This is a genomic window from Apilactobacillus nanyangensis (assembly GCF_016861915.1).
Lineage (GTDB): Bacteria > Bacillota > Bacilli > Lactobacillales > Lactobacillaceae > Apilactobacillus > Apilactobacillus nanyangensis.
This window is the reverse complement of the sequence record NZ_BOLX01000010.1, coordinates 16345-43293: the sequence shown is the minus strand read 5'-3', so window position 1 is coordinate 43293 and position 26949 is coordinate 16345. Positions and strand designations below refer to the sequence as shown.

Sequence of the window (26949 nt, the reverse complement as noted above, 5' to 3'; positions counted from 1 at the left end):
GGACTGATATAATGTTTGATAAAACTTTTGCCCATTTAAACGTTATAAAGAATTCTGGTGACAAGACCAAATTCTATAAATACAAGATTGATTTTGTACTAAATCAACTGGGTATTAGTAAGGAAGATAACAAGCGTTTCTTTGAACGTTTGAACCTATTTACTAAGGATCAAGAAGAAATTACCTCAAGTCATATTCATGACTTCATCATTCAATTTCTAGAAGAAAATGATTTCTTAGATGCTAAAGAGCAATACTTAAAATATGAACAAAAAGACATTGAAAAATTCAAGAAAGCAACCGATGTAAAGGCTCGAATCGACCAACTATTCAACCGTTACGACAGAGTTATTCACGAAAATGCCAACAAAGATAGTAACGTCTTTAATACCCAAAGAGACCTAGAAGCAGGGGCTGCCAGCAAGGCCATCGGTCTTCAAATGCTACCTCCACTAGTAGCCAAAGCTCACCTTAGAGGTGATATTCACTGGCACGATTTAGACTACTCACCAGCAACTCCTGAAACCAACTGCTGCTTAGTTGATTTTGCAGAAATGTTGAATAACGGTTTTAAGATTGGTAACGCCGAAGTTAAATCACCTCGCTCAATCCAAACTGCGACCGCTCAAGTTTCTCAAATCATCGCCAACGTAGCATCCCTACAATATGGTGGTCTATCATTCGACCGTGCCGATGAAGTGCTAGCTCCATTTGCCGAAATCAACTACGAAAAACACTTAAAGACCGCTTCAGAATGGGTCGAAGAAGACAAGCGCGAAGACTACGCCAAAGACCGTACTAAGAAGGATATCTTTGACGCTATGCAATCACTAGAATACGAAATTAACACCCTATACTCATCACAAGGTCAAACACCTTTCACAACTGTTAGTTTCGGTCTAGGTACCAACTGGATTGAAAAGGAAATCCAAAAGGACATCCTAAGAATTCGTATTAAAGGACTTGGTAAGGAACGTCGTACTGCCATCTTCCCTAAACTTATCTATGTATTGAAGAAAGGCTTAAACTTAAACCCTAACGACGAAAACTACGACGTTAAAGAATTAGCCATCGAATGTGCTACAAAGCGTATGTACCCTGATATTTTGATGTACGACAAGCTTTGTGAAATCACCGGTGACTTCAAGGCCCCAATGGGTTGTCGATCATTTCTACCTAAGTGGACTGACGAAAACGGTAAGGCCGTTAACGCTGGTCGTATGAACCTAGGTGTTGTTACCGTTAACCTTCCACGTATCGCACTATTGGCTAATGGTGACATGGACTTGTTCTGGCACATTTTTGAAGAAAAGCTAGGTATCGTTCACCAAGCCATGGCATACCGTATCGAAAGAACCAAGGAAGCTAAACCAGATAACGCCCCACTACTATACAAGTACGGTGCATTTGGTAAACGCCTAAAATCAACTGATAGTGTTGATGAACTATTTAGAAACGAACGCGCCACTGTATCACTTGGTTACATCGGACTATACGAAGTTGGTACCGCCTTCTTCGGTCCAGATTGGGAATCAAACCAAGAAGCCCACGACTTCACCGTCAGCATCGTTGCTGAATTAAACCGTCTATGCCGTGTTTGGAGTAAAGAAAGTGGATACCACTACAGCCTATACTCCACTCCAGCCGAATCATTAACTGATACATTTGCTCAAGACGATATCGAAAAATTCGGTAAGGTTAAGGACATCACAGATAAGGAATACTACACTAACAGTTTCCACTACGACGTTAGAAAACGTCCTAACCCATTTGAAAAACTAACATTTGAAGAAGCTTACCCTCACTATGCCTCAGCTGGTTTCATTCACTACTGTGAATACCCTAACCTAAAGCAAAACCCTAAGGCACTAGAAGCCGTTTGGGACTGGGCATACGACCATGTTGGATACCTAGGTACAAACACTTCAATTGATAAGTGCTTCAAGTGTGGTTTCAAGGGTGAATTCGAAGCTACCGCTCGTGGCTTCAAGTGTCCTCAATGTGGTAACCACGATCCTAAGTACTGTGACGTTGTTAAGAGAACTTGTGGTTACTTGGGTAACCCTCAAGCACGTCCAATGGTTCACGGTCGTCACGTTGAAATTTCATCACGTCAAAAGAATATGTCGAAAGGAATGGTAGAAAGTGTCGCACATGAAGAGACAGCCAAACAATCCAAAGCCTAAGGAATGGCTTGCAAAAGACTTAAGCCAACAATATATTGCTGACTATAAGCCATTTAACTTCGTTGATGGTGAGGGCATCCGTTGCAGTATCTATGTTTCTGGTTGCAAGTTCTTATGCCCTGGCTGTTACAATGTCGCCTCACAAAACTTCCATTACGGACAACCTTACTCACAAGATTTAGAAGACCAAATCATCGAAGATATGAAAAAAGATTATGTTCAAGGTCTTACCCTCTTGGGTGGAGAACCCTTCTTGAATACGCAAGTATGTCTTCGTTTATGCAAACGAGTTAGAGAAGAATTCGGCCACACCAAGGATATCTGGTCATGGTCAGGTTACACATTTGATGAATTACTAAAAGATTCATATGACAAATTAAAACTACTTTCAATGATCGACATCCTAGTTGATGGTCGTTTCATGGAAGACCAAAAAGATTTAACTCTTCAATTCCGCGGTAGTGCTAACCAAAGAATTATCAATGTGCCAAAGTCCCTTGAAGAAAATAAGGTCGTACTTTGGGACAAGTTAGTTCACTAGGAGGATTATTGTGTTAAAAATTGAAAACCTACACGTTAAAATCAATGAAACAGATGAAGAAGTCATCAAGGGTCTAAACTTAACCATCCCCGACGGTGAAGTCCATGTCATCATGGGACCAAACGGAACCGGTAAGTCGACTCTTTCTCAAACCATCATGGGTTCTCCAAAGTATTCAATTACTGAAGGAACCATCTCATTTGATGGCAAGGAATTAAACGACATGGCAACCGATGAACGTGCCCGTTTGGGATTATTCATTGGTATGCAATACCCTACTGAAATCAGCGGGATTAAAAATGTCGACTTCATTCACGCTGCAATGAATGCGTTGGCTGATAAACCAGTCTCTGTTTTAGACTTCATGAAGCGCCTAGACTATGTCATGGATTTCTTGGATATCGACGAATCATACACAGATAGATACCTTAACGAAGGTTTCTCCGGTGGTGAAAAGAAGCGAAACGAAATTCTTCAAATGATGATGATTCAACCCAATCTAGCCATCCTAGATGAAATCGATTCTGGTCTAGATATCGACGCCTTAAAAGTTGTTTCAAAGGGAATCAATCATATGCGAGATAATCACTTCTCATCCCTTATAATCACCCACTACAACCGTATTCTTCGTTACGTTAAACCAGACGTCGTCCACGTTATGATGGGCGGTCGCGTTGTTACTAGCGGTGACTATCACCTAGCTGAACAACTAGAACAAAATGGTTATGCTCAATTACGTGACCAACTTGGTATTGATGTAAAGCTGGTGGATGAATAATGAGTATGTCCGTTCAAGAATTTGCGCAATCACATAACGAACCACAATGGTTAACTGTTAAAAGAGTTGTCGCAAACGACATGAAAAATACGATGAAAGTTCCCGCCCCACTTCGTAAGTTTTACTTTGAATCTCCAGAACTTATTTCCCATTCAATCGATACAAAAAACTTATCACCTAAAAAATTACAAGATTTAGGGATTATCATGATGGATTTGTTCGCGGCTGCAAACGAATTTCCAGAACTAATCCAAGAAAACTTGATGGAAAAAGCAATTTATTGGCGTGATAACGCGTTAAATGCAATCCATCTTGCGTATCTACAAAGTGGTGGGTTTGTTTTCATCCCCAAGGATGTCTGCGTTGATGAGTCAATCGACATCTCCGACTTAGTCGATCACAACATGCAGGAAAAACATCTTCTAATTATTGCCGCATCTGGAAGTGACGTTTCATTTACCTACAAGGATTCAAAGAATCATCCTAAAAATGACCGCCTAATGATCGAAGTATTACTTGGTGATCATGCCAATGTTTCCTTCTATGACGCTGAAATGACTGGTAGTGAAAAATCACATCGTGTTTTAAATGCTTATCTAGCACAAAATGCGAACTTAAAGACTTATGTTGGTCTATTTAATCATGGTGACAGTCGCTACTACAGCAACATTGACCTCGATGGTATGGGCAGTTCCGCTAGAATTAATCTAGTGAGTCTATCCGATCAAAACCAAAACCAAGTAGTTCAAACCAAAATTATCAATAAAAGTCCCAATACGAGTGGCTTGATATCACAACGTGGTATCGTCGCCGATAAATCCAAGACTGTCTACGATACTACTGGTCAAATTAAGCTGGAAGCTAGCGATTCTGATTCAGATCAAATCAGTCGACTATTGACTTTAAGTCCCGATAGTAAGGGGAAGATTGACCCAATTCTTTTAATCGACAATCACGATGTGGTTGCCGGTCACGCTGCAAGTGTTGGTAAAGTTAACCCCGAACAGCTATACTATTTAAAAACAAGAGGAATTGACGCCAAGACTGCCCGTTTCCTATTAACCCGCGGATTCTTGACACCACTGATCGAAAAATTCCCAGATAAATCAGTTCAAACACACTTATTAAATAACCTAAAGGAGCGTATTCATGGATAGTCTAAACATTCGTCATCACTTTCCCATTTTCAAAGAGCACTCAGATATGATTTACTTTGACAACGCTGCAACGACTCAAAAGCCAAAGTACGTCATTGACGCTATCAGTAATTTTTATACTCATCATAATTTCAACGTGCACCGAAGTGTCTATACTGATGCTGGAGAAACGACAGAAATGTTTGAACAATCTAGAGAAAACATCGCCTCATTTATCAATGCCATCAGCGCAAAAGAAATTGTCTTTTCTGCTGGTACCACCGATAGCATCAACTTAATCGCTAACGGATATTACGCAAAGCACATAAAAGCTGGTGATGAGATTGTGGTTTCAATTGCAGAACACCACAGTAACCTCCTTCCTTGGCAAAAGATTGCAAAAAATAACGGCGCAACTTTAAAATTCATTCCTCTAAATGAAGATGCCAATATCGACTTAAATGCCGCTAAACAAATCATTTCCGACAAAACCAAACTAGTGGCAGTCACTGCCGTTTCCAATGTCTTAGGAAACATCAATCCCATTGATCAACTAACGACACTGGCTCATAAACATGGTGCTGACATCTTAGTCGACGGTGCGCAAGCTGCTCCCGAATTACCAATCGATGTGCAAAAAACACCAATTGACTGGTTAGCCTTCTCTGGACACAAGATGATGGCACCTACCGGCATCGGTGTTTTATACGGTAAGCAAGATTTACTAGAAAACATGGATAGTCCCCGTGTCGGCGGTGAAATGATTGAATCAGTCTCCACTACCGACTACAAGGTCAAAGACATTCCATACAGACTAGAAGCTGGCACCCCTAATATCGAAGGTGTCATCGGTCTAGACGCCGCGATTTCTTATCTAAAAGAACTTAAAATGACTAACGTGCAAGCACAATGTGAAAAACTAGGCCAATACCTATACGACCAACTTAGCGCATTAGACGGCGTTTCAGTATACGGACCAACTAAGCGTCAAACTGGAATCGTCTCTTTTAACGTCGACAACATTCACCCACACGACGCTGCAACCTTCCTTGACTCTAAGAATATCGACGTCAGAGCTGGCCAACACTGTGCCGAACCACTAACCCACAAATTGGGTGTCAACGCGACTTTACGCGCTAGTCTATACATTTACAACACTGTTGAAGAATGCAATCGACTAGTCGACTGTATTAACGAAATGAAGGAATTTTTCAATGGATCTAAGTAACATTTATCAACGCATCATCATGCAAAAAGCTAGTGAGTGCCCAAACAATAATCAGTTTGATTCAGATGTCCATCTAACCAATCCCACCTGTGGTGATGACATTATGATGGCAACGGATGAAAAAAATCCTGCTGTAACCAACTTACAAGTTGCATGCGATGGCTGCATTATTTGTAAAGGTGCTACCAAGATGATGCTAGAAGCAATTCAAGATAAATCCGCAGATCAAATCAATGAACTCGTTTTAAATATGTCCAAAATGATGACACACGAAGATTTTGATGAAAAATTGTTAGGTGATTTAGTCGCCTTTCAATCTGTCGTGCACCTACCAATTAGAATTAAATGTGCCATGCTTCCCTTCAAAGCAATTTATCAATTAATTAACGGAGATGGTATCAATCGATAAATCAATCCAACACTTAAATGATGATTATCAATACGGTTTTAAAGACGACGTCAAACCCGTCTTTTCAACTGGTGATGGCCTAACTGAAGATATCGTCCGCGAAATCTCAGCACAAAAACATGAACCCAAATGGATGTTAGATATTCGTTTGAACGCTTTTAAAATCTTCCAAAAACTACCCATGCCCGATTTTGGCCCCGATTTATCTGATTTAGACTTAAGAAAAATCAGATATTTCCAAAGAGCAACCGATTCAGTCTCTCGTAGTTGGGACGATGTTCCAGAAGATATTAAAAACACCTTTGAAAAAATTGGTGTTCCAGAAGCTGAACGTAAATATCTAGCAGGTGCCGAAGCTCAATACGAATCAGAAGCCGTCTATGCCAACATCAAAAAAGAATTCGCCGACATGGGAATTATCTTTTCCGATACCGATACGGCATTAAAAGAACATCCAGACCTAGTTAAAGAATACTTTGGTAAACTAGTCACACCTCAAATGAACAAATTTGCTGCACTAAACACGGCAGTTTGGTCTGGTGGTGTTTTTCTATACGTTCCAAAGGGTGTTCATGCCAAGATTCCAATTCAAGCATTCTTTAGAATCAATGCTGGTCGAACCGGTCAATTCGAAAGAACCCTAATCATCGTTGATGAAGATGCCAGTGTTAACTACGTCGAAGGTTGTACAGCACCTAACTATTCAGAAGATAGTTTGCATGCAGCCGACGTTGAAGTCTTCGTAAAGAAGAACGCCTTTTGTCGTTACACCACCATTCAAAACTGGTCCGACAATGTTTACAGTCTAGAAACTAAGCGTGCTTCCGCCGATGAAAATGCCACAATGGAATGGGTCGATGGAAACCTAGGATCAAAGGTTACCATGAAGTACCCAAGTATCGATTTGAACGGTCCCTACGCTAACGGAACAATGTTATCAATCGCATTTGCCAGCGGTGATATTTACCAAGATACTGGATGCATCATGCGACACCATGCTCCTCATACTTCATCCAACGTAGTATCAAAATCAATCTGTAAAGATGGTGGAATTTGTAACTACCGTGGAAAAATTCGTATGATTGAAGATGCTCACTACTCCAAATCACATATCGAATGTGACACAATCATCATGGATGATGACTCGATGAGTGATACCATTCCGCACAATGACATTTACAATGGTGATTCCGAAATCGAACATGAGGCCAAGGTTTCAAAGATTTCAGAAACAGACCTATACTACTTAATGAGCCGTGGCTTATCCGAAGCTCAGGCTACTAAGATGATTATCATGGGATTCATTGAACCCTTCTCAAATCAACTTCCAATGGAATATGCGATGGAATTAAATAAATTAATTGATTACCAAATGGAAGATTCCGTTGGTTAAAACTAACGCCCCTAGAGCTTTTCTAGGGGCGTTTTTGTTTCATGTGAAACAAATTTATATATTTCATTTGACTAATTAAAGATTTAGTTTATACTTAATGTAACATTTTATAACATATAACTATTTAGGAGATGTTTTTATGCGTATCGAAAAAGATTGTGTTGGTAAACTAGAAGTTCCTGATGATGCCTTGTATGGCATCCATTCCCTTAGAGCCGCAGGGAATTTCCCGATTACAGAAGAGAAAGTTGACCCACTTTTGATTGAAAGCTACATTCAAATCAAAAAAGCCTCAGTCACCGCAAATTACGGTGCAAAATCGACTGATGTTATAAAATATAACACAATTGTAGACGCTTGCGACTACTTGCTTGAGCACCCCTCACCAGAGAGTTTTATCACCCCAGCCATCCAAGGTGGTGCTGGAACTTCCACAAATATGAACGTAAATGAAGTAATTGCCAATGTCGCAATGAAATTACACTCTGATGTCTTCATTCATCCAAACGATGATGTTAACCAGGCACAATCTACTAACGATACTTACCCAACCGCCGGTAAACTAGCAATGATTAAACGTTTACCAAAATTAACTAGCGAAATTAATCGATTAATCGAAATCCTAGATGAACTATCAAAGAAATTCCAGTTCACCATTAAATTAGGTCGAACCCAACTTCAAGATGCCGTTCCTACCACCTACGGAAAGACATTCCATGCTTACGCATCATTATTCCGTCGTGATTTGAAACGAATCAACAGCGCAGAAAATGAACTAAAAACTGTCAGCATGGGTGGAACTGCCATCGGTACTGGAACTAACACAACTAAGTACTACCGTGATCACATCGTAGAAGAAATCAACAAGATTACCGGTTTGGACCTAAAACAGGATGAAGATTTAATCGACGCGGTTCAAAACACAGATCACTTCGTCGCATTCTCCTCTAGTTTAAAAACATTGGCCGTTGACTTATCCAAGTTCAGTAACGACTTACGTCTACTTGGTAGCGGTCCACAATCTGGTTTAAATGAATTAATCCTACCAAAACGCCAAGCCGGTTCATCAATCATGCCTAACAAGGTTAACCCTGTTATCCCAGAAGTTGTGAACCAGGTTGCTTTTGAAGTTATCGGTTTTGACGCCACTGTCACAGCCGCTTCAGAAGCAGGTCAACTGGAACTAAATGCCTTTGAACCAATTATGTTCAAGAGCATCTTAACCGCCGAAGTTCACTTGGCACGTGCAATCGAAACATTGGTTGATCACTGTCTAGATGGTATCGACGTCAATGTAAAACAATGCCTAGATGACGTTAGAAAGTCTGCTGTAACCGCCACAGTCCTATCTCCTATCTTGGGTTACAACAAGACCACCGAACTAATCAAGACAGCCACCAAAGAGAACAAAACCGTCCCAAATCTATTGATCCAAAACCATATTTTATCTCCTGAAAAAGTTAAACAACTATTCTCCCCAGAATATCTAGTTAATGGTGAAAACTAATAAAAGAGCTCGATACGAGCTCTTTTTATTTTTTAGTTTTACAAGCATCCCTCCTACCTTTAAAATAAAGTCAGGAGTTGAATACAATGCAAAAAACTACAAAAGGTGTGCTAGCCGCCATCAGTCTTTTGATGACCGTCTACATGCTAATTATCACCATCAAAGATATTTCAGACTTATACGTAACTGATTTTTCACTAACAATATTGTGGTTAATTACCATTTTGACATTTGTTGAAATCATTTCATTCTTCTGGAAAAATAATTGGATGATTACCGCAGTAATCGGAATCATCGCATTTATCTTAGGAATCATCCTAGTCGCAAACGGGACACTTGGTTTTACCGTCATTTTGATTAATTTAATCATTTCCGTCCTATTAAGCGTATATAGTTTATATAACTAAAAAAGAGCTCATTATGAGCTCTTTTTATATTGATTTTTTCATCAAAATATCTCTTTGCTTATCTGAACCAACAACAAAGATGTGTTCAGAGAAAGGCGTAAATCCTTTTACTTGGTAGAAACTAATTGCGTTTGCATTGTTTTCCCAAACTCCAAGCCAAATATAGCTCTTATTCGCTTCTTTAGCAGAATTAATCGCGTAGTTCATAAATTGAGAACCTAAACCTCGACGTTTAAAATTCTTTCTAATGTAAATTCTTTCCACCTCTAAATAGTCACTGCCCATATCTTCAGATTGAGCGTCATCGATATTAATCTTTAGGTAACCAGCCAGTTCATTATCAACGTAAACAAACTCAAAATCAGTGTTATCATTACTAATTTCTTTCTTTAGCTGATCCATTCCATAACTATTAGCAAACATTTCATCTAAATCTTTTTGGCTGTTATCGTCACCAAATGTATCTTTAAAAGTTTCAATACTAATTTGACGAAGTTCGTAAGCGTCAGATAATTTCACTTTCTTCATTTCTGTCATAACGATTCCTCCTAGTATTCTCTCTTCTCACCACGTTTAACTTTTTGCCAATCTTTTACGACATTGTCTTTGGCTTTATTCAATAATTGATTAAATAATTTTCTTTCGGATGCACTAAAACCACTAAGTGCAACTTCGTTAGAATACTTATTTTCCCTATCTACAATGCCATACATTTCTCTTCCTTTTTCAGTCAGGTATAAGAGCTGATTTTTTCTATTGTTCTCACTAATTTCTTTTCTTATTAAATTTGCTTTTACTAGATTATTAACGGCCCTGCTACCAGTCGTTTTATCAACACAAATCATTTCACATAGTTGTTGTAAAATAATCCCGGGGTTTTCACCTATACGGACTAAATATAGATATTGACCCTTTGATAATTCATACTCCTTAAACTCTATATTACTAATCGAATCCAAAGACCTTGCTATCACACCTATTTTCCTTAATGAATCCATATAAGTACCTCCGATTTTTGTTGTAAATGCAACTATATCACAATTACATATTATTTTCCAAATAAAAAAGAGCTCATTATGAGCTCTTTTTTGTTTCTTTAATTAACGGGGTAAACAGCCTCTTCTCCGTTAACAATCTTGATAGCATCTCTCGTTGAGAATAACGCCATATTGTAGACCGCAATGTCGGTAAAGAAGGCAATATGTGGAGTAACAATTACGTTATCCATCGCAATTAAAGTCTTTAAGTTGTCATTATCGTATCCTTTGTCGCCAAGATCGACACTGGTGATTCCAGCTTCACCATCAAACACGTCAATTCCTGCTGCACCGATTTCACCGGCTTCTAATGCAGCAACTAACGCGTCAGTATCAACGACTCCACCACGTGAAGCATTGATAAAAATGGCATCGTTTTTCATCTTCTTGAATCGATCAAAATTCATAAAACGGTCCATTTCAGGTGTTAAAGGTGTGTGTAGGGTTACAACATCAGATTCTGATAATAGGTAGTTTACATCGACGTATTCGACCGTATCAGCTAAATCAGTTCGTTGCACTGGATCATAAGCTAATACACGAGCACCTAGCGCTCTAAAAATACGTGCGGATGCACTTCCGATGGTTCCAGCACCGATTACTCCAACGGTTAAATTGTGAATTTCACGGGCTTGCGCACCAGTCCAACTAAAGTCGTTTCGTTCCTCACGTTTGCTGTAATCTTTTAAGCGTCGCAATAACGCCATGGTATCAGCTAATACTAATTCACTGACTGAGCGAGGTGAGTATCCAGAAACATTGGTCACTTTTAAGTTGTATTTATTTGCCAAATCTAAATCAATGATTTCGTATCCGGTACTACGTAATGAAATTTGTTTAATACCGTTTTCGGCTAAACGTTTGTATAATTCATCACCTTCAAGGTTACCGTGTTGTTGAATAGTGATTGCATCGTAGTCCTTTGTCTTATCGACGTTATCAAGAGATAAACCATCTTCTATACAATCAATCTCAACATTCAAATCATCGGCAATTTTTTCAAAAGTTTCTATTTCATATGGTTGGGTGTTAAACATTAGTAATTTCATCTAGTTATCCTCCACAAACTTAGCAATTCTTTTGACTGCTTCGTTCAAGTTTTCTTCGCTAGTTGCATAACTTAGACGGAAATACCCCTTTCCTGACTTACCAAAAGCGCTACCAGGCATTGTACCAACCTTAGCTTCTCTGGCAATACGACGACAAAATTCAAAATCATCATCGCCAAACTTATCAGGAATCTTAGCAAAAATATAGAAAGCTCCACTTGGGTTTGCACTTTCGATACCTGCATCAGCTAATCCTTGACGTAATAAGTTACGACGCTTTTCGTAAATTTTCTTCATGCCAAGACCGTCGTCTTTACCATTAGTTAACGCTTCAATTGCAGCGTATTGAACTGGTCCTGGTAATGATGTTGCCGTGTATTCATGAATTGAGCGAGCAGTACTAATAATTTCTTCTGGTCCGTAAACCAAACCAACTCTCCAACCGGTCATAGCGTGTGACTTAGATAGTCCATTGAAAACAACTGTGCGTTCAGGAATAAACTTAGCAATTGATTCATGTTCTTGATCGTAAGTTAATTCGCTATAAATTTCGTCACTGAAACAAATTAAATCATGTTCTTTAATTACGTCAGCAATTCCCTTTAACTGTTCTGAAGTATATGAAACTCCAGTTGGGTTATTAGGTGTATTGATGATTACTATTTTAATCGTTGGGTGTTCCTTAATCGCTTCTTCTAATTTTTCGGGAGTTAAAACAAATCCGTCATCAGATGTATCTACTTCTACCGAATGAGCGCCATAGAATTCAACGTTATTGAAATATGGTGAAAACGCGGGTGAAGGAACAACAACGCCATCGCCTGGGTTTAGTAATGCACCAAAAGTAATAAATAGCGCTTCAGTTACCCCTACAGTAGATACGAATTGAGTTTCGGAATCATAGTGTAAATCGTATTTATCTGCTAAAAATTTAACGGCAGCTTCGCGCAATTCTTTCACACCACGTGAGTCAGTATAATGACTGTGGTTATTGTTAATTGCATCAATAGCTGCCTCCTTAATGTGATCAGGTGTATTAAAATCTGGTTCACCAATTGTTAATGGAATTAAGCCTTCAACATCAGAAATAGAGTTACTGAAACCTAATAAGACATCAGGTTGGACGTTACTCATTCTGTCACTAATTTTGTTAATTAATTTAGACATATTAATCAACCTCCCTTTGCAAATATTAGAAAATGATTAGAAACATTATCGATATATTATTACGTTTAGATAGGTAATGTCAAACTAATTATTAATTTAGTATTAGAAAAATGAAATTATTTCATCTACTTATCTGTAGAAAATAAAAAAGAACCCTTTAAACGGGTTCTTTTTTTGATGTTATTTTTCAACGTAGGCATCACCTAGATACCACATTGCACCTGTAGCAGAATATCCAACATTTTTAATGTTAGTCTTCAAAACTTGTGGTTGTGATCTTTGATAGAAAGGAATAATTCCTTGTTCGTTCATAAGAATCTTTTCGGCTTTAACCATGTCGTCCCAACGTTTTTCCTTGTTGTTGGCATCGGTTGTTGAAGCGGCCTTTACAAGTTTGTCGTATTCTTTATTGCTCCACTTACCGTAGTTAGATGAACTATCGCTAGTCATTAGTTGCAAGTATGAAATTGGGTCTGGATAATTTGTTTCCCATCCAGCCACAGTAATGTCAAAGTCGCCACTATGTTGACGAGCCATTCTATTCTTCATTGGAATGGTTGAAGTAGTTACTTTCAATCCTGGTAGTTGACTAAAAGCAACGTTTTGAAGAAATTCATTTACTGATTTACCCAATGTAGTGTCGTCATATAGCAAATCAATAGTTATTGATTTCTTACCAATTTCTTTCATCCCTTTCTTCCAGTATTGAATGGCTTTATCTTTGTTGTAAGTAGCAGCATCTTTTACATATGATGCATCAGTGAAGTCTTTACCATTATTATATGAAATTCCTTGAGCAGCAATTCCCCTAGCTGGTACTGAACCATCACCCATTACATCTTTGGTAAATTGACTTCTATTAATAATCATAGACATTGCCTTGCGAATGTTTGCGTTTCTAAAAGCTGGAACTCTCTTTTCATTCATTTCAATAAAGTAAACACCTGAATTAGTTCTTTGATGGTACTCTGGGCTATTCTTGAAATGCTTTACTTGTTCTTTACTTGAAAGCATCATTTCATCTAATTGTCCAGATTGATATTCATCAAAGGCAGTATTAGTATCTTTTTCAGCACTAACCTTAACTTTATCAATTTTGGTATTTTTAGCGTTCCAATAGTACTTATTCTTAACCAAATTCCAGGTATCGTTTGTACCAGTCCAACCAGTCATGGTAAATGGTCCATCATAGATATCATTGTCTGAGCTAGTTCCAAACTTATCTCTCTTTGATTCTACATAAGATTTCTTTTGTGGGAAGAAGTCTGTGCCAGTAACTAGGTACTTAAAGTAAGGTTGTGGTGATGAAAGCTTAAATACAACAGTATGTTTATCAGGTGCATATACTCCTAAGTCAGTAGCTGGTTTAATTCCTTTTTGCACTTCATCATAGTTTTGAATGTGATCCATGTCATAAGAACTTTGAGACGTTGTCTTTGGATCAACTGTACGTTGAATTCCGTAAACAAAATCATCAGCTGTTACGTCTTCACCATTGCTCCATTTTGCATCACGTAAATGAAATGTATAGGTTTTACCATCTTTTGAAATATCATAGCTCTTAGCGATTCCGTAATTAACTTTGCCGTTGTTACCACTTACTAATAAACCTTGTTGAATATTAGAAATCGTATTTGAAGTAACTGCATCGGACACTTTAGATGGATCTAATGTACTTAAGTCAGCTGTTTCCATCCAATTAATTGGTTTGGTAGTTCCATTATTTGATGTTTCAGTAGCTGAGTTTGTTTTGCCACAAGCTGCTAATCCAATTGCCATCATTAAAATTCCTGATCCGATAATAAACTTGTTTTTCTTCATAAAATTCATCCCCTAATTTAAAATTCTTTTCTTCCGCTTACATACACTTCTTTATCTGTTTGTTGAACTGCCTTGATATCTTTCATTGGGTTGTCATCAATGATTATGAAATCCGCATATTTATCTTCTTCAATCGAGCCGTAGTCATCATTAATTTTCATTAACTCTGCGGCGTTATAAGAAGTTCTGTACGCTTCAAATTCACTCATTCCGATGCGTTCAACCATCATTTCTAACTCTTTAGGTGTTGTCATATCAAAATAGTTATAAGGTGTTCCTGCATCCGTACCTAATGCAATTTTGACGCCTTTTTGGAAGGCATTTTTGATATTTCTATATCCATCTTCCATTGCATTTGCCATCTTTTGGTGCTCCCATTTAGGTAATGTTTCTTTTCCCTTTTCAGTAACGGAAGCAGCTGCAATGATGGTAGGAACAATATATGTACCTTGTTTTTTCATCATTTCAATTTCTTCATCATCGACATAAAATCCATGATCTATTGAATCAACCCCCGCCTCAATCGCATTTCTAATTCCTGGATTTCCTTCTGCGTGAGCTGCGACAATCTTATGTTTATTGTGAGCTTCATAAACAGCTACCTTCATTTCTTCAACAGTTAACTGTGCTTCGTCCATGAAGTCACCAGGTGACATGACCCCTCCAGAAGCCATGATCTTGATGCAATCGGCACCAGCTTTTAATCCTTCACGAATTTTCTTTCTCATTTCATCAGGGGAATCTACAACGTTTCCACCGTTAGAGTAATCTCCATGTCCACCAGTCATCGTGAAAGCTTTCCCTGCGGCCATCATATGTGGAACCTTTTTGATTTTCCCTTCGACAATTAATCTTTTAATTGGAATATCAATTCCAAACTTGGATCCGCATTGTCTAACATATGTACAACCTGATTTTAAGAAGTCATGTAAGGCTTGAATTGAATCAACCGTGGTTTCAACAATATCCTTATCTTTTTCTTTGCCAACATGAGGTTCGCTAGTAATATGCGTGTGGGCATTGATTAAACCCGGTGCGACAAACTTATGATTTACATCAATTACTTCGTCGTCTGATGCTGGCGAAATTTCTTGAGCGATTTCAGTAATCTTTCCTGTCTCTACATCGACTGCAAAACTAAAATCTTTAAAGACATCTTCGTGGACTCCATCAAAGATGTTGGCGTTCTTAAAAATTTTTCTATGCATATAAATCTCTCCCAACTTTTTAACAAATAACTAAAAAAACGCCCCTCAGCCAATTGGCCAAGGGACGTCTGTAACGTGGTACCACCCAGATTCAAAATATTTTCACAAATATTTTCTCGCTCGTACTACACAAATTAATGCTTCATACGCGGTACGATAATGGGTACTACCATTTCACCTAGAAAAGTGAACTTATACAATCAAGTCTTTCAATCAGTAGTCGCAATGTCCTTTCAGCAACGACACTCGCTTTGTACGGCTAATAATCTAATTACCTTAATCAAAAATGTTTTATTAGTTATTTGTTTTTTATTTATTGAACATTTCAAATACTAGACTTCGAGTTCAAAAAGGTCAATGATTTTCTAACCATTTTGCCATTTGCGTTTTCGATACTAACATTAGATAAAATAATGATAGCTACATAGCAACGTTTATCACTCTCATTTAATTCTAATGATATAGATCGAATTTAAATATTTTTTAGTAAATTAACTAGTTTGCTTTACAAACTAGTAGAAGATATTTATGCTTACTAGTATGTTATACAAACTAGTAAAGGAGAAAGTGCTTTGGGAACAAAAAAATCTCAAGATATATCCAGTCAAATGCTGAAAGGAATCCTCCAAGGATGCCTTCTTATCTTAATTAACCAAAAACCATACTATGGATATGAAATAAGCCAAGGTCTCTCACAATACGGCTTTGAAGACGTTCCAAAAGGAACAATCTACCCACTTCTTATTAGCATGGAAAAGAAAGAATTAATCTTTAGTAAAATGCAGACGTCAAAAGAAGGCCCAAAGAGAAAATACTACTACATCACCGACAATGGTAGACAATCTCTAGAATCATTTATAAATCAATGGAACCACTTATCGCTAAACGTAAACAAATTAATCAACGAAAGAGGGCAAAATAATGAAAGCTGAACAACTAATCGAGCGAAATAATGAACTTAGGGAAAAATTAAATCCCAAAAACAAGAAATACTATGAAAATCTGTTACTTTATATCCGCGCCAAAGCGGTCTTTCAAAGAGAAGAAGACGTCGAAACCACTTTACTAGAAATCTTAAACGATTTAATCGAAGCCCAAAATAATGGCCAAGACGCCGAAGATTATTTTGGTAAAGATCCTGAACAACTAGCATCTGAAATTATTGATAACCTACCAAAATCATTTTTTGATACCTTTAAATTAGCTTGTTATATCTTCTTTGGCTACACTATCTTTTTCAGTGTCCCACAAATGATTAATCCTAATTCAAACATAGATTTGGGAAGAATATTATTAATGGGCATCAGCGTCTTCTTTTTTGCTCTTATAATTTTATGGTTAATCGGAAATCAAGCATATCGAAAGAATAAACTAGTAAAAGGGATTAATTACTCAATATTATTTATTTTATTTTTGGCTTTTGTTATTGGTAGTTTCTTAATAGAAACGCCGTTAAAACTTCATCTACCAGGTCTATCCGGCATACTAACAATCATTGTTATATTCATCATATCAACCGTCATTTATATAATTGAACGAAAAAACCTACCGTTCTTATCCGCCGTGTATCTATACGAAATCGGTTTTTCCATTATTGGAATCATTATCAGAATTCCTCTTTTTGAAAAGTATCTTTATCATGGTCATTCACAAAATCTAGCAAGAATTGTTCTAATCTTTTTGGTTTTCATATTAATCATTAACGTAAGGACAATTTGGAAAATCCTAAAAAGAAACAAATAAAAAGAACCCTGTTGAGGGTTCTTTTTTATTCTGAATATTTAGTTACTTTTTTACGTGAGTATCTGGCGATTAATTCTGATCCTAGAATGATTACTACACACGTGATTGTACAAATGATGAACAATAATCCATACGAAGTGGCATCGATGATGATTCCACCGACCAATGGTCCAATTGCCTTACCAATTGCGGCCCAGGCGTTAGTTAATCCTTGGTACTTACCCTTTACTTCAGCCGGCGTTAACTCGTTGACCAACGCTGGAATTGAAGGAATTACGGATGCTTCTCCCAACGTTAGAACAATCATTGATATGACGAATCCGGTGTAGGTATGGGTGAAGATTAGTGTGAAGAATGACAAACCGATAAATAGAATTCCAAAGTAAATTTGGAAGTATAGGCTGTCGTGTTTTTGCGCAATCCAATTAATCAATAGTTGGAATACTACCAACAAGAATGCGTTTAACGTCCACAATAGACTGTACATTGATAATGGAATTCCTGATCCGGTAATGTATACCGACATGTTGGATACCCATTGTTCATAGACAATCCAAATGATGGCTAGCGTTACAAAGAATGTTGTAACGATAATCCAGTTTGGACGTGGCAACTTCACCTTTGTCTTCTTCATTGCATCACGTTTGACTGGGTAAATCGAACCCTCTTTGTGATAAGTTAAAATGGCGCTAATACCGTAAACAATCAATATGGCAGTGGTTAGCATGAAGACATAGCCAATTCCGATTGGATAGATAAAGCCAACCGCAATCGTTCCAAATACCACCCCGACGTTTTGCGCTAGATACAACATGTTAAAGATAAAACGGCCAGATTTTAGTTTAACGGTGGTTCCTAATGAATTAATCATCGTTAAGTTCCATCCGGTCGTAAAGCCAAATAATACCAATCCAATTGGATAATATGGCCAGCCATTAAAGAAAATTAATCCAAACGATATCAACACGGAAGTAATAATCCCCATTATCGTCAAAATATAGCGATTATGGCGGTCAAATAGTTTCCCCGATATATAATTACCCAAAACGTTAGAACTTGAGTATAGGAATAAAATTATGCCGACCTCAGTTAATGACTTGCCCAATGCATCATGCATATAAACCGTCGTAAGCGGCCAGACCGTACTTACCGCAATGTTATTGATTAATGATCCAAGAAATAACCAGTGCAGTTTAATTTCATTCATTCTCTCACCCCCGAATTTTGACAAAAAAATCCTTAGCAAACGCTAAGGATTTAGTTTTAATTAACCCTCATCATCTGGATTGTACGCGATAGATGAGAATTTATTATGTGATTTGATAAATAGTAACTTAACAGTTCCACGAGGACCTGAACGGTTCTTTTCGATAATTACTTCAACTTCACCTACGTCGTTGTTTTCTTCTACTTCTGATTCTTCTTCATCATCGTCGCCGTCTTCTCTTTCGTAATAATCATCACGATATAGGAAGGCAACGATATCGGCATCTTGTTCGATTGATCCAGATTCACGAATATCAGATAGAACCGGACGCTTGTCTTGTCGTTGTTCAACTCCACGAGACAATTGGGATAGCGCAATAACTGGAACACCCAGTTCCTTGGCAATCTTCTTCAATTGACGTGAAATGTATGAAACTTCTTGTTGACGGTTTTCTTGGCTACCACCATCAACCAGTTGCAAGTAATCGACCACGATTAGACCAAGGTTGTTAGTATCCTTGGCCAAACGTCTTGATTTAGCACGAATTTCGGAAATCTTAGTTCCGGCAGTATCATCAATATAGATGCTGGCATTGGATAGACTACCCATTGCCATGTAGACGCTTTGCCATTCTTCACCAGTCAATTGACCAGTTCTCAAATGATTGGCGTCGATACTACCTTCGGCACAAATCATACGACTAACTAGTGATTCGGCACTCATTTCCAAACTAAAAATAGCAACAGCTTTTCCAGATTTGGTACCCACGTTTTGCGCTAAGTTTAGGGCAAACGCAGTCTTACCAACGGCTGGACGAGCAGCTAGAATTACTAATTCATCATCATGCAAACCGGTTGTCATTTTATCTAAGGCTGGAAAACCAGTCGACAAACCGGTAACGGTTGATTTTTGTTGTGCTAATTCTTGAATACTATCTAGGGATTGGCCTAAAACATCCCCAATGAACTTGAAACCATTGCTGTTTCTATCTTCTGAAACGTTTAAGATTGAACGTTCAGCGTTATCCAATAGTTCGTCAATGTTTCCGTTATTGTTGTAACTTTCGGTCACGATGTCCGTTGCAGTCTTGATCAGACGTCTAGCAACTGCCTTTTGATGAACGTTTTTGGCATAGTAGACCGCATTGGCTGCAGTTGGTGTTGTGGTTGCTAATTCTGCTAAGTAAGCCACACCACCGGCATCTTCTAGATTATGGCCACCTTCAAGTTCAGTTCTTAAAGTCGACGCATCAATTGGTTCATCCTTGTCACCCAAGGTCTCCATAGCGGCGAAAATCAACTGATGAGCATGTCGGTAAAAATCATCAGAGGTAATAAATTCTTGGGTTTCTGCTAATTTTTCATTGTCTAATAGGACAGCACCCAAGACGGCTTTTTCACCATCTAAATCTTGTGGTGGTGTTTGACCATTCATATACTCGTTACTCATACTACCCCTCGATTTCCTTTAAGATTATTTTTCACTTACATGAACTCTGATTGTAGCAGTAACTTCCTTGTGTAGTTTAACTGGAACGTTAGTGTAACCTAAGGTTCTAATTGGTTCACCCAATTCAATCTTACGCTTATCAATCTTTAAGCCATGTTGTTTTTGCATTTCTGAAACAATTTGTTTTGAGGATACTGATCCGAATAAACGGCCGTCAGCACCAACTTTAGCAGATAATTCAACGACTGTTTTATCATCTTCTAGTTTTTTCTTTAAGTCTTTTGCTTCTTGTAATTCAGCAGCAGCTTCCTTTGCTTCGGCATGCTTTTCACCTTGAAGTTGGCTTAATGCTGAGTTAGTTGCTTCTTTAGCTTTACCTTGTTTAATTAAGAAGTTTTGTGCATATCCGTCGGAAACGTTCTTGATTTCTCCACGTTTACCTTTACCGCGAACATCTTCTAAAAATATAACTTTCATTCAAATCACTCCTCTTAATGTCTTTTTATTATTATAAACTCTCTGGGTGTTTTTTTAAATGAATGAATTAATTGTCTTCAGATTCTTCTGGAGCTTCTTCGCTCTTTACTTCATTGATAGAATCTAAAAGCATTTGTTCTACTTCTTCAATTGTCTTGTCAGCAATTTGGGTAGCACCACTTGATAAATGACCACCACCGCCTAGTTCTTCCATTACTCTTTGCACATTGACTTCACCGTTACTTCTAGCAGAAATGCCGATTAAGTCATCTGGACGATGAGAGATAACGTAAGAAGCTTCTACCCCAGACATGTTTAGCATTGAATCAGCAGCTTGAGCAGCAGTGACAGGATCGTATACCTTATCCTCTTCACCGGCTACGTACATCATGTTTTCGTGTCCTTCAACTACCTTGGCCATTGAAATTAGGTGCATTCTTGCCATGTAGGCATCAGGATTTTCACGCATGAATTGTTGCATTTCTTCAGAGTCAGCACCAGCTGAACGTAGGTATGATGCAGCATCAAACGTTCTAGTACCTGTACGTAAAGTGAATTGCTTAGTATCAACAAAGATACCAGTCAACATTGCAGTTGCTTCTAGTTTGCTTACTGGTTCAGCATCTTGTGATTGATATTCAAACATTTCGGTAATCAATTCACAAGTTGATGAAGCGTATGGTTCGATGTAGACCAAGACTGGGTTTTCAGGGAATTCTTCACCACGTCTATGGTGGTCAATAATCATAACCTTACTTTCCAATCTATTGTATAGGTCTTCAGACACACTCATTGATGGTTTAGAGTGGTCAACCATGATTAAAAGACTGTTGTCAGTAGCTAATTGTAGTGCTTCATCTGGTGTGATGATATCAGAAGCTAATGTTTCGTCTTCCTTAGTCTTGTCGATTAAACGTTGTACGTCAGAGTGGAAAGTTCCATCTGGGATAACAACGTAGCAGTGCTTGTTGTTCATCTTAGCTAAACGATGAATACCAAGGCCGGCACCAATTGAGTCCATGTCTGGTTGGCTGTGACCTTGCACAAAGATAGTATCTGCTTCTTTGAATAGTTCTTGTAGGGCTTGAGAAATCATACGAGCACGAACTCTGGTACGTTTTTCCATTGGGTTGGTCTTACCACCATAGAAACGAGCTTCGTGGTCTTTAGCCTTCACAACAACTTGGTCTCCCCCACGACCTAAAGCTAAGTCCAAATCACTTTGAGCTTGTTCAGATAGGTCGTTTAAGTTGTCTTCACCATAAGCAATCCCAATACTCAATGTAACTGGGTAGTTTTGCTTAGATGTAGATTCACGAATTTCATCTAAGATACTGAACTTGTCATCTTCAATATCCTTTAGGACCTTGGAATAGGCCATCATGATGTAGTGATCTTCATCAACTTGTTTGATGAAGAAACCAAATTTTTGCGCCCAAATAGTCAATTCATTAGTAACGTAGTTATTTAGGTTTGAGATTTCTTGGTCAGTCATTGATTGAGTAATTTCATCATAGTTATCCAAGAAAACTTGACCAACAGCAATCTTTTCATCGTTGTAGTCTTTTTCAATTTGGTAGTACTTAGTAATATCCATCATGTAAACGGTGCGATATTCCTTTTGAACCAACATTGTAAAATAATGGTCTTCCCATTTTACAGTTGCATAATCAGGGTTGTCCCAGTTATTTTCTAAAATATCTGATAGTTCTTCATTTACTTCTTCAACGGTCTTGCCAAGTAAATCTTGATCACCAAAATAAGGGGTCAAATATGGGTTTACCCATTCAATTGCTCCTGTTTCACTGATCATTAATACACCAACCGGCATTTCCAAGAGCGTTTCTTGTTCGCCACGGTGCATACGGTATGAAAGGTCTGAGATGTAATTATCGGTGCTGACACTTAGATCGTTCATTTTCTTAAAGATGTAAGATAACAATGAACATACGAATATTAAGAAAATAACACCGGATTTCCAATCATATAGGAAAGATACAACCAAACCAAAGATTGATAATACGGTTAAAGCTAACGCAATCCATCTAAGAACCTGGTTCTTTAAAAATGGAGGTAGGTTAGTTAGCGAGAACAATTTTTTCATTGTAACTCCTCTTTTTTTATTTTTTATATCTTTATTTTATCACATTAGGTGATTATTCAAAAAAAGGAGCTACAAACATTGTTTGTATCCCCTTCATATCAGTATTTTTTAGCATAAAAAAACTGAGATTAATAAAAATCAATCCCAGTTAAAAAGTTATTTTTAGTCTTCTGAAACGAATGGCATTAAGCCCATGATACGTGCACGCTTGATAGCAAGAGTTAACTTACGTTGGTTCTTTGCGCTAGTACCAGTAACACGACGTGGTAAAATCTTACCTCTTTCAGATACGAAACGACTTAATAGGTTAGTATCTTTGTAATCAATGTATTCGATATGGTTTGCGGCGATGAAGTCAACCTTACGGCGACGACGTCCACCTCTTCTTTGTTGAGCCATTAAATTTCCCTCCTCTTTTATTTACACATTAAAATGGTAAATCATCATCGGAAATATCAATTTGATCACCAGAGTTAGCGAATGGATCCGCTGAGTTGTTACCACCATTAGATGGGGCATTGTTTGATGAATCAAATGGATTATTATTTCCTGCATTTGCTTGAGGAGCATTGTTGCCGGCGTTGTTGTTACCTTGATTACTTGAACGAGGTTCTAGTAATGCAAAGTTTTCTACAACTACTTCAGTAACATATACTCTTTGGCCTTGTTGATTTTCGTAATTTCTTGTTTGAATACGTCCATCAATACCAACCAAAGCACCCTTGTGGGTGAAGTTAGCAAAGTTTTCAGCGGATTTACGCCAGATAACACAGTTGATAAAATCTGCTTCTCTTTCACCTTGTTGGTTAGTAAAACTACGATCAACAGCTAAAGTGAAGTTACCTACGGCTGAACCGCTTGGAGTGTATCGCAAATCAACATCCCGTGTTAATCTACCAGTTAAAGTTGTACGATTAATCATGCTGAAAATTACTCCTCTCTTTTTAAACGTTTAAATTCTAAATTATCTTCTTACAGTCATTTGACGTAGAATGTCATCACTGAATTTTGATTGACGGTCGAATTCGTCTAGAGCAGTCTTGTCTGCAGTAGTTAGGTTAACGATGTGGTATACACCTTCGTTGTAACCGGCGATTTCGTAAGCGAAACGACGCTTTGACCAGTCTTTTGAATCAATAATCTTAGCACCATTGTCAGTTAGAACCTTGTCGAACTTAGCAACTAAGTCGTTCTTAGCTCCTTCTTCCATATCTGGACGAATGATGTAAGTAATTTCATATTTGTGTTCTTCCATGAATTACACCTCCTTGTGGACTTTAGACCCAACCTCTTGGGCTGAGTAAGGAGTACGAGTTATTTATAACCAATACTCACGTTCAATAAGTTTAACATTAAAAAATAAAATATTCAATACAAAAAACGGGATTGTTTTTCTGCGATACATTTAAATATACGCAAAGAAACATTCCCGTTATTTTTTTAAAAGTTATTAATGGTAAATAATTGAGTTCCGCGAATTGTTAAGATGTATCCTAAACCAGCTCGGTTAAAGGCAATCCCTTCAAATTCTAGATTAGTTTTAAACTTAGTTGTTCGAACATCTTTAGGGCGTAGTTTACTTAATCTATTTACTGGAATTGATGAAATAACACCATCAGAAACTAGATATAAACGATTGCTGACCGGGTTATATCCCATTCCTTGGGTTTGAAAACCTGGTCCATTTTCTAATCCTTGTCTGATTGCTCTAAAGATTACATAATTTTTCTTTACTTGTCCCTTAAAGATAACAACTCTTCCGGCGGATTTTCCGTGCATACGATATTTAACGTATGTGTAAAAATTACCACGCTTATCAATAGCTAATTCATTATTGATTGAATAATTTCTACTAAAATTAAATTTAATTTGCTTTACTGGTTTTAACGTATTAGGACTAACTTCAACTAATGTTGGTTTGTTGGTCACAACATCCATTTTGATATACCAAAGCATATTAGTCTTTGGGTTTAATGCAAGCGATTGACCATGACCTGCATCGAATTTTGGACCAAACTTAATTGCTGATAGAATTTGTGGATCCCTTCTTTTGACACCCAGTCTTAATCCAGCCATGTTGTTGGTAGTAATACCTAAACTTTGAAGTTTCCATAAATCATATCTAACAATTGTAGTATTTGCACCTGGATACATTATGTACGCATATTGGCCTGATTTAGAGATAACAACGCTTTGGGCATTTCCTAAATCTCCACTCCAATTATATGTTACTGGTAGATAATAACTACTTATTGCATTACGGTGGAAGTTTCCACGACTACCCAACATTGTAAATGACTCTGTTTGATAAGTTCTATTTTCGTAATATCCTACACTAGAACCATAATCATACAATGGTATATATGCATAATTTTTATTTTTAACGTAATGTGTAGCATATCCGCCAACCATTGCGTACCCTTTTTGATGATACGTCTTCACGTTTGCATTTGCATTAACCCCCATTAATACAAACAAAAGCAAAGCGAGAGACAATATCATCATTTTGAATTTTTTCTTTATTACCATAAATATCCCCTCTATCTCCGTATAAAATTATTTTATCATCAATAAAGGAATATTTAATCGTTTTTTTATAAAATTATTAGATTTGAAATTTAATTAATCGCGATGAATGATTAATTTGCTTAATTGTTTCTGGTGAATGACGCTTATTTCTTCGCATGTTAATCCCCTCTAAGAGTTTATCTGATCTGCATGTTTTTCAACATACACGTCATCGATTCTAATATTTTTAATAAATTTAGAGATGCTAAAAACAGTGTAAACAATCAGAATTACACCACTTGCAATCATAATATAACTACCGTTAGAGAATGTATCATACAACCATGTGTATACTAGTGTTCCAAATGGCATAATCGCATAACCAACAGTATACAAAGTTGAACTAACTCTCCCTAAAATGCTATGTTCAACCGTACTTTGCAACCTAATTTCAATCGCTAAATCAAAAATGGCAAACGATAATTCCATTAATAATGACAATAACATTCCAATTACTGAAACAATTATTTGATTTCTAGTTATTAAGAACAATCCACCTAATCCTAGTAAACTAATTCCAACTAGAATCATTGTTGACATAAGCTTAATTCCAAAGTGGCGTTGCTCTTTCAACTGACTGGTAATCAAGCTACCAGTTAAATATCCAATTGAATATCCTGTCTCTGTCCAAATCACTACAGAGTTTGGTAGTCCTAATTGGTTAACAATAATGAACGGACTCCCGGTAACAACAGCCGTGTAGAAAAAATTAACTACAATTTCAGCCACAATACTGTCTCGAATAAAAGGACGTTTTTTTACATATTGAAGTGTTTGTTTAAATTGATCAACCTGTGAAACTTTTTCACGTTTACTATCGTCTACTTCGAAAAAGTGAAGTGTCATCATAATTATCATCGCAACGATTGTTGCAAGTATTTCCAGTACAATTAATCCTTCAACACTAATCAGTGCATAAAGGGTAATTCCTAACACCGGAGATAAAATCCTGGAAGCAGAAGCCACTGCTGTTGTGAGCGAAGTCAGTTTGGCAACATCAGACATTTTTACTAATTGACGAATCGACGCTGAATAGGCCGTATTCCTAAGATTAACTAAAATTGAATCAATCGCGATAAATAACGCAACTGGAATTAATAATGACTCTCCATGAAAAAATGGCAATGCTAAAGCGAGCGCAATAAAACCAATTATTCTTAATATATATCCCCAAAATATGATTCTCTTATGATTATGGGTATCCACAAAGTTTCCAATTGAAATAAAAGTCAAAAGACTGATTAATGGACCAACCGCTATATTCATTCCAAAACTTAGCGGCGAGTGTGTTGCATGTAGCAGCATAAAGCTAATACCATATTGAAAAATACCATAGCTAAATGCTCCTAAGCCATTACTGGTCAATGACTTAATAATTTGTTGGTTTGATTCGCTTTGCGTTAATTGATTTTGTTTTTCCATTCGCTCACCCCCGTTTTTAAAATGTATTAAGGACTCATTATAGATTTATTGATGAGCAACCACAATAAAAAAGCTTTCATCATAGGATTTAACGTCCTACATGAAAGCTTTT

Annotated in this window: 26 protein-coding genes; 11 read left to right on the top strand and 15 right to left on the bottom strand. The window is 37.4% G+C overall.

The window, feature by feature from the left end:
• The first annotated feature begins 11 nt into the window (after window positions 1-11).
• The 9 genes from nrdD (at window position 12) to JUD45_RS04425 (ending at window position 9585) form a co-directional block, all read left to right on the top strand.
• Entirely contained in the window at window positions 12-2186 is a 2175-nt protein-coding gene (gene nrdD, locus JUD45_RS04465; RefSeq protein WP_203619759.1) for an anaerobic ribonucleoside-triphosphate reductase, read from the top strand.
• Window positions 2155-2727: an anaerobic ribonucleoside-triphosphate reductase activating protein gene (gene nrdG / locus JUD45_RS04460; protein ID WP_041152657.1), complete on the top strand. Its 573-nt coding sequence runs from the start codon at window positions 2155-2157 to the stop codon at window positions 2725-2727. The genes nrdD and nrdG overlap by 32 nt, the downstream gene beginning before the upstream one ends.
• A gap of 4 nt (window positions 2728-2731) precedes the next feature.
• Window positions 2732-3505: a Fe-S cluster assembly ATPase SufC gene (sufC, locus tag JUD45_RS04455; protein WP_203619769.1), complete on the top strand. Its 774-nt coding sequence runs from the start codon at window positions 2732-2734 to the stop codon at window positions 3503-3505.
• Window positions 3505-4662: a SufD family Fe-S cluster assembly protein gene (locus JUD45_RS04450; RefSeq protein WP_203619758.1), complete on the top strand. Its 1158-nt coding sequence runs from the start codon at window positions 3505-3507 to the stop codon at window positions 4660-4662. Before sufC ends, JUD45_RS04450 begins: the two co-directional genes overlap by 1 nt.
• Window positions 4655-5869, top strand: coding sequence for an aminotransferase class V-fold PLP-dependent enzyme (locus tag JUD45_RS04445; RefSeq protein WP_203619757.1), 1215 nt, complete (start codon window positions 4655-4657; stop codon window positions 5867-5869). The genes JUD45_RS04450 and JUD45_RS04445 overlap by 8 nt, the downstream gene beginning before the upstream one ends.
• Window positions 5856-6278 carry a Fe-S cluster assembly sulfur transfer protein SufU gene (gene sufU, locus JUD45_RS04440; RefSeq protein ID WP_203619756.1) on the top strand — a complete coding sequence of 141 codons (423 nt, stop codon included), beginning with the start codon at window positions 5856-5858 and terminating at the stop codon, window positions 6276-6278. Before JUD45_RS04445 ends, sufU begins: the two co-directional genes overlap by 14 nt.
• Window positions 6262-7671, top strand: coding sequence for a Fe-S cluster assembly protein SufB (gene sufB, locus JUD45_RS04435; protein WP_203619755.1), 1410 nt, complete (start codon window positions 6262-6264; stop codon window positions 7669-7671). The genes sufU and sufB overlap by 17 nt, the downstream gene beginning before the upstream one ends.
• A gap of 139 nt (window positions 7672-7810) precedes the next feature.
• Window positions 7811-9178, top strand: coding sequence for an aspartate ammonia-lyase (locus tag JUD45_RS04430; protein ID WP_203619754.1), 1368 nt, complete (start codon window positions 7811-7813; stop codon window positions 9176-9178).
• 86 nt (window positions 9179-9264) lie between these two features.
• Window positions 9265-9585, top strand: a complete 321-nt coding sequence (locus tag JUD45_RS04425; protein ID WP_203619753.1) for a hypothetical protein — start codon at window positions 9265-9267, stop codon at window positions 9583-9585.
• Window positions 9586-9609: 24 nt separating this feature from the next.
• Here the strand turns inward: JUD45_RS04425 and JUD45_RS04420 are convergent, their stop codons facing one another.
• The 6 genes from JUD45_RS04420 to JUD45_RS04395 all read right to left on the bottom strand — a co-directional run bounded on the left by JUD45_RS04420 (window position 9610) and on the right by JUD45_RS04395 (window position 15867).
• Window positions 9610-10122, bottom strand: coding sequence for a GNAT family N-acetyltransferase (locus tag JUD45_RS04420; RefSeq protein WP_203619752.1), 513 nt, complete (start codon window positions 10120-10122; stop codon window positions 9610-9612).
• An 11-nt stretch (window positions 10123-10133) separates the two neighbouring features.
• Window positions 10134-10583 (bottom strand): MarR family winged helix-turn-helix transcriptional regulator, encoded by a 450-nt coding sequence (locus JUD45_RS04415; protein WP_203619751.1) that lies wholly within the window; start codon window positions 10581-10583, stop codon window positions 10134-10136.
• A 98-nt stretch (window positions 10584-10681) separates the two neighbouring features.
• A complete protein-coding gene (locus JUD45_RS04410) occupies window positions 10682-11671 on the bottom strand; it encodes a D-2-hydroxyacid dehydrogenase (RefSeq protein WP_203619750.1) in 990 nt (329 codons plus the stop codon).
• The gene (locus tag JUD45_RS04405) at window positions 11672-12838 is read right to left on the bottom strand and encodes an aminotransferase class I/II-fold pyridoxal phosphate-dependent enzyme (RefSeq protein WP_203619749.1); all 1167 of its coding nucleotides are present in this window, start codon (window positions 12836-12838) and stop codon (window positions 11672-11674) included. It lies immediately after the preceding gene.
• Between the two features lie 180 nt (window positions 12839-13018).
• A complete protein-coding gene (locus JUD45_RS04400) occupies window positions 13019-14659 on the bottom strand; it encodes a peptide ABC transporter substrate-binding protein (protein ID WP_203619748.1) in 1641 nt (546 codons plus the stop codon).
• Window positions 14660-14676: 17 nt separating this feature from the next.
• Window positions 14677-15867 carry a metal-dependent hydrolase family protein gene (locus tag JUD45_RS04395; protein ID WP_203619747.1) on the bottom strand — a complete coding sequence of 397 codons (1191 nt, stop codon included), beginning with the start codon at window positions 15865-15867 and terminating at the stop codon, window positions 14677-14679.
• Window positions 15868-16475: 608 nt separating this feature from the next.
• Here JUD45_RS04395 and JUD45_RS04390 point away from each other — a divergent pair.
• A complete protein-coding gene (locus JUD45_RS04390; protein WP_203619768.1) occupies window positions 16476-16799 on the top strand; it encodes a PadR family transcriptional regulator in 324 nt (107 codons plus the stop codon).
• Window positions 16789-17610: a DUF1129 domain-containing protein gene (locus JUD45_RS04385; protein ID WP_203619746.1), complete on the top strand. Its 822-nt coding sequence runs from the start codon at window positions 16789-16791 to the stop codon at window positions 17608-17610. The genes JUD45_RS04390 and JUD45_RS04385 overlap by 11 nt, the downstream gene beginning before the upstream one ends.
• A 25-nt stretch (window positions 17611-17635) precedes the next feature.
• Here JUD45_RS04385 and JUD45_RS04380 read toward each other — a convergent pair whose 3' ends face one another.
• From JUD45_RS04380 to JUD45_RS04340, 9 genes are all read right to left on the bottom strand, one after another.
• On the bottom strand, window positions 17636-18817 hold the full coding sequence (locus JUD45_RS04380; protein WP_203619745.1) for an MDR family MFS transporter: 1182 nt from the start codon (window positions 18815-18817) through the stop codon (window positions 17636-17638).
• Between the two features lie 60 nt (window positions 18818-18877).
• A complete protein-coding gene (gene dnaB, locus JUD45_RS04375) occupies window positions 18878-20266 on the bottom strand; it encodes a replicative DNA helicase (protein ID WP_034530644.1) in 1389 nt (462 codons plus the stop codon).
• 24 nt (window positions 20267-20290) lie between these two features.
• Window positions 20291-20743 (bottom strand): 50S ribosomal protein L9, encoded by a 453-nt coding sequence (gene rplI / locus JUD45_RS04370; RefSeq protein ID WP_138727268.1) that lies wholly within the window; start codon window positions 20741-20743, stop codon window positions 20291-20293.
• 67 nt (window positions 20744-20810) lie between these two features.
• Window positions 20811-22847, bottom strand: a complete 2037-nt coding sequence (locus JUD45_RS04365) for a DHH family phosphoesterase (RefSeq protein ID WP_138727267.1) — start codon at window positions 22845-22847, stop codon at window positions 20811-20813.
• A 162-nt stretch (window positions 22848-23009) separates the two neighbouring features.
• The gene (rpsR, locus tag JUD45_RS04360; RefSeq protein WP_034530639.1) at window positions 23010-23246 is read right to left on the bottom strand and encodes a 30S ribosomal protein S18; all 237 of its coding nucleotides are present in this window, start codon (window positions 23244-23246) and stop codon (window positions 23010-23012) included.
• 28 nt (window positions 23247-23274) lie between these two features.
• Window positions 23275-23769 carry a single-stranded DNA-binding protein gene (gene ssb, locus JUD45_RS04355; RefSeq protein WP_054606012.1) on the bottom strand — a complete coding sequence of 165 codons (495 nt, stop codon included), beginning with the start codon at window positions 23767-23769 and terminating at the stop codon, window positions 23275-23277.
• A gap of 42 nt (window positions 23770-23811) precedes the next feature.
• The gene (rpsF, locus tag JUD45_RS04350) at window positions 23812-24102 is read right to left on the bottom strand and encodes a 30S ribosomal protein S6 (protein WP_053791249.1); all 291 of its coding nucleotides are present in this window, start codon (window positions 24100-24102) and stop codon (window positions 23812-23814) included.
• A 185-nt stretch (window positions 24103-24287) separates the two neighbouring features.
• Complete coding sequence (locus JUD45_RS04345; RefSeq protein ID WP_138766079.1) at window positions 24288-25376, bottom strand: hypothetical protein; 1089 nt, start codon at window positions 25374-25376, stop codon at window positions 24288-24290.
• Between the two features lie 168 nt (window positions 25377-25544).
• On the bottom strand, window positions 25545-26837 hold the full coding sequence (locus tag JUD45_RS04340) for an MFS transporter (RefSeq protein WP_203619744.1): 1293 nt from the start codon (window positions 26835-26837) through the stop codon (window positions 25545-25547).
• Window positions 26838-26949 lie beyond the last annotated feature (112 nt).

Excerpts from the sequence above, each read along its gene's own strand:
- nrdD (WP_203619759.1), top strand. The coding sequence starts at position 12 with ATGTTTGATAAAACTTTTGCCCATTTAAACGTTATAAAGAATTCTGGT.
- nrdG (WP_041152657.1), top strand. The coding sequence starts at position 2,155 with ATGAAGAGACAGCCAAACAATCCAAAGCCTAAGGAATGGCTTGCAAAA.
- JUD45_RS04450 (WP_203619758.1), top strand. The coding sequence starts at position 3,505 with ATGAGTATGTCCGTTCAAGAATTTGCGCAATCACATAACGAACCACAA.
- JUD45_RS04445 (WP_203619757.1), top strand. The coding sequence starts at position 4,655 with ATGGATAGTCTAAACATTCGTCATCACTTTCCCATTTTCAAAGAGCAC.
- sufU (WP_203619756.1), top strand. The coding sequence starts at position 5,856 with ATGGATCTAAGTAACATTTATCAACGCATCATCATGCAAAAAGCTAGT.
- sufB (WP_203619755.1), top strand. The coding sequence starts at position 6,262 with ATGGTATCAATCGATAAATCAATCCAACACTTAAATGATGATTATCAA.
- JUD45_RS04430 (WP_203619754.1), top strand. The coding sequence starts at position 7,811 with ATGCGTATCGAAAAAGATTGTGTTGGTAAACTAGAAGTTCCTGATGAT.
- JUD45_RS04425 (WP_203619753.1), top strand. The coding sequence starts at position 9,265 with ATGCAAAAAACTACAAAAGGTGTGCTAGCCGCCATCAGTCTTTTGATG.
- JUD45_RS04420 (WP_203619752.1), bottom strand. The coding sequence starts at position 10,122 with ATGACAGAAATGAAGAAAGTGAAATTATCTGACGCTTACGAACTTCGT.
- JUD45_RS04415 (WP_203619751.1), bottom strand. The coding sequence starts at position 10,583 with ATGGATTCATTAAGGAAAATAGGTGTGATAGCAAGGTCTTTGGATTCG.
- JUD45_RS04410 (WP_203619750.1), bottom strand. The coding sequence starts at position 11,671 with ATGAAATTACTAATGTTTAACACCCAACCATATGAAATAGAAACTTTT.
- JUD45_RS04405 (WP_203619749.1), bottom strand. The coding sequence starts at position 12,838 with ATGTCTAAATTAATTAACAAAATTAGTGACAGAATGAGTAACGTCCAA.
- JUD45_RS04400 (WP_203619748.1), bottom strand. The coding sequence starts at position 14,659 with ATGAAGAAAAACAAGTTTATTATCGGATCAGGAATTTTAATGATGGCA.
- JUD45_RS04395 (WP_203619747.1), bottom strand. The coding sequence starts at position 15,867 with ATGCATAGAAAAATTTTTAAGAACGCCAACATCTTTGATGGAGTCCAC.
- JUD45_RS04390 (WP_203619768.1), top strand. The coding sequence starts at position 16,476 with ATGCTGAAAGGAATCCTCCAAGGATGCCTTCTTATCTTAATTAACCAA.
- JUD45_RS04385 (WP_203619746.1), top strand. The coding sequence starts at position 16,789 with ATGAAAGCTGAACAACTAATCGAGCGAAATAATGAACTTAGGGAAAAA.
- JUD45_RS04380 (WP_203619745.1), bottom strand. The coding sequence starts at position 18,817 with ATGAATGAAATTAAACTGCACTGGTTATTTCTTGGATCATTAATCAAT.
- dnaB (WP_034530644.1), bottom strand. The coding sequence starts at position 20,266 with ATGAGTAACGAGTATATGAATGGTCAAACACCACCACAAGATTTAGAT.
- rplI (WP_138727268.1), bottom strand. The coding sequence starts at position 20,743 with ATGAAAGTTATATTTTTAGAAGATGTTCGCGGTAAAGGTAAACGTGGA.
- JUD45_RS04365 (WP_138727267.1), bottom strand. The coding sequence starts at position 22,847 with ATGAAAAAATTGTTCTCGCTAACTAACCTACCTCCATTTTTAAAGAAC.
- rpsR (WP_034530639.1), bottom strand. The coding sequence starts at position 23,246 with ATGGCTCAACAAAGAAGAGGTGGACGTCGTCGCCGTAAGGTTGACTTC.
- ssb (WP_054606012.1), bottom strand. The coding sequence starts at position 23,769 with ATGATTAATCGTACAACTTTAACTGGTAGATTAACACGGGATGTTGAT.
- rpsF (WP_053791249.1), bottom strand. The coding sequence starts at position 24,102 with ATGGAAGAACACAAATATGAAATTACTTACATCATTCGTCCAGATATG.
- JUD45_RS04345 (WP_138766079.1), bottom strand. The coding sequence starts at position 25,376 with ATGGTAATAAAGAAAAAATTCAAAATGATGATATTGTCTCTCGCTTTG.
- JUD45_RS04340 (WP_203619744.1), bottom strand. The coding sequence starts at position 26,837 with ATGGAAAAACAAAATCAATTAACGCAAAGCGAATCAAACCAACAAATT.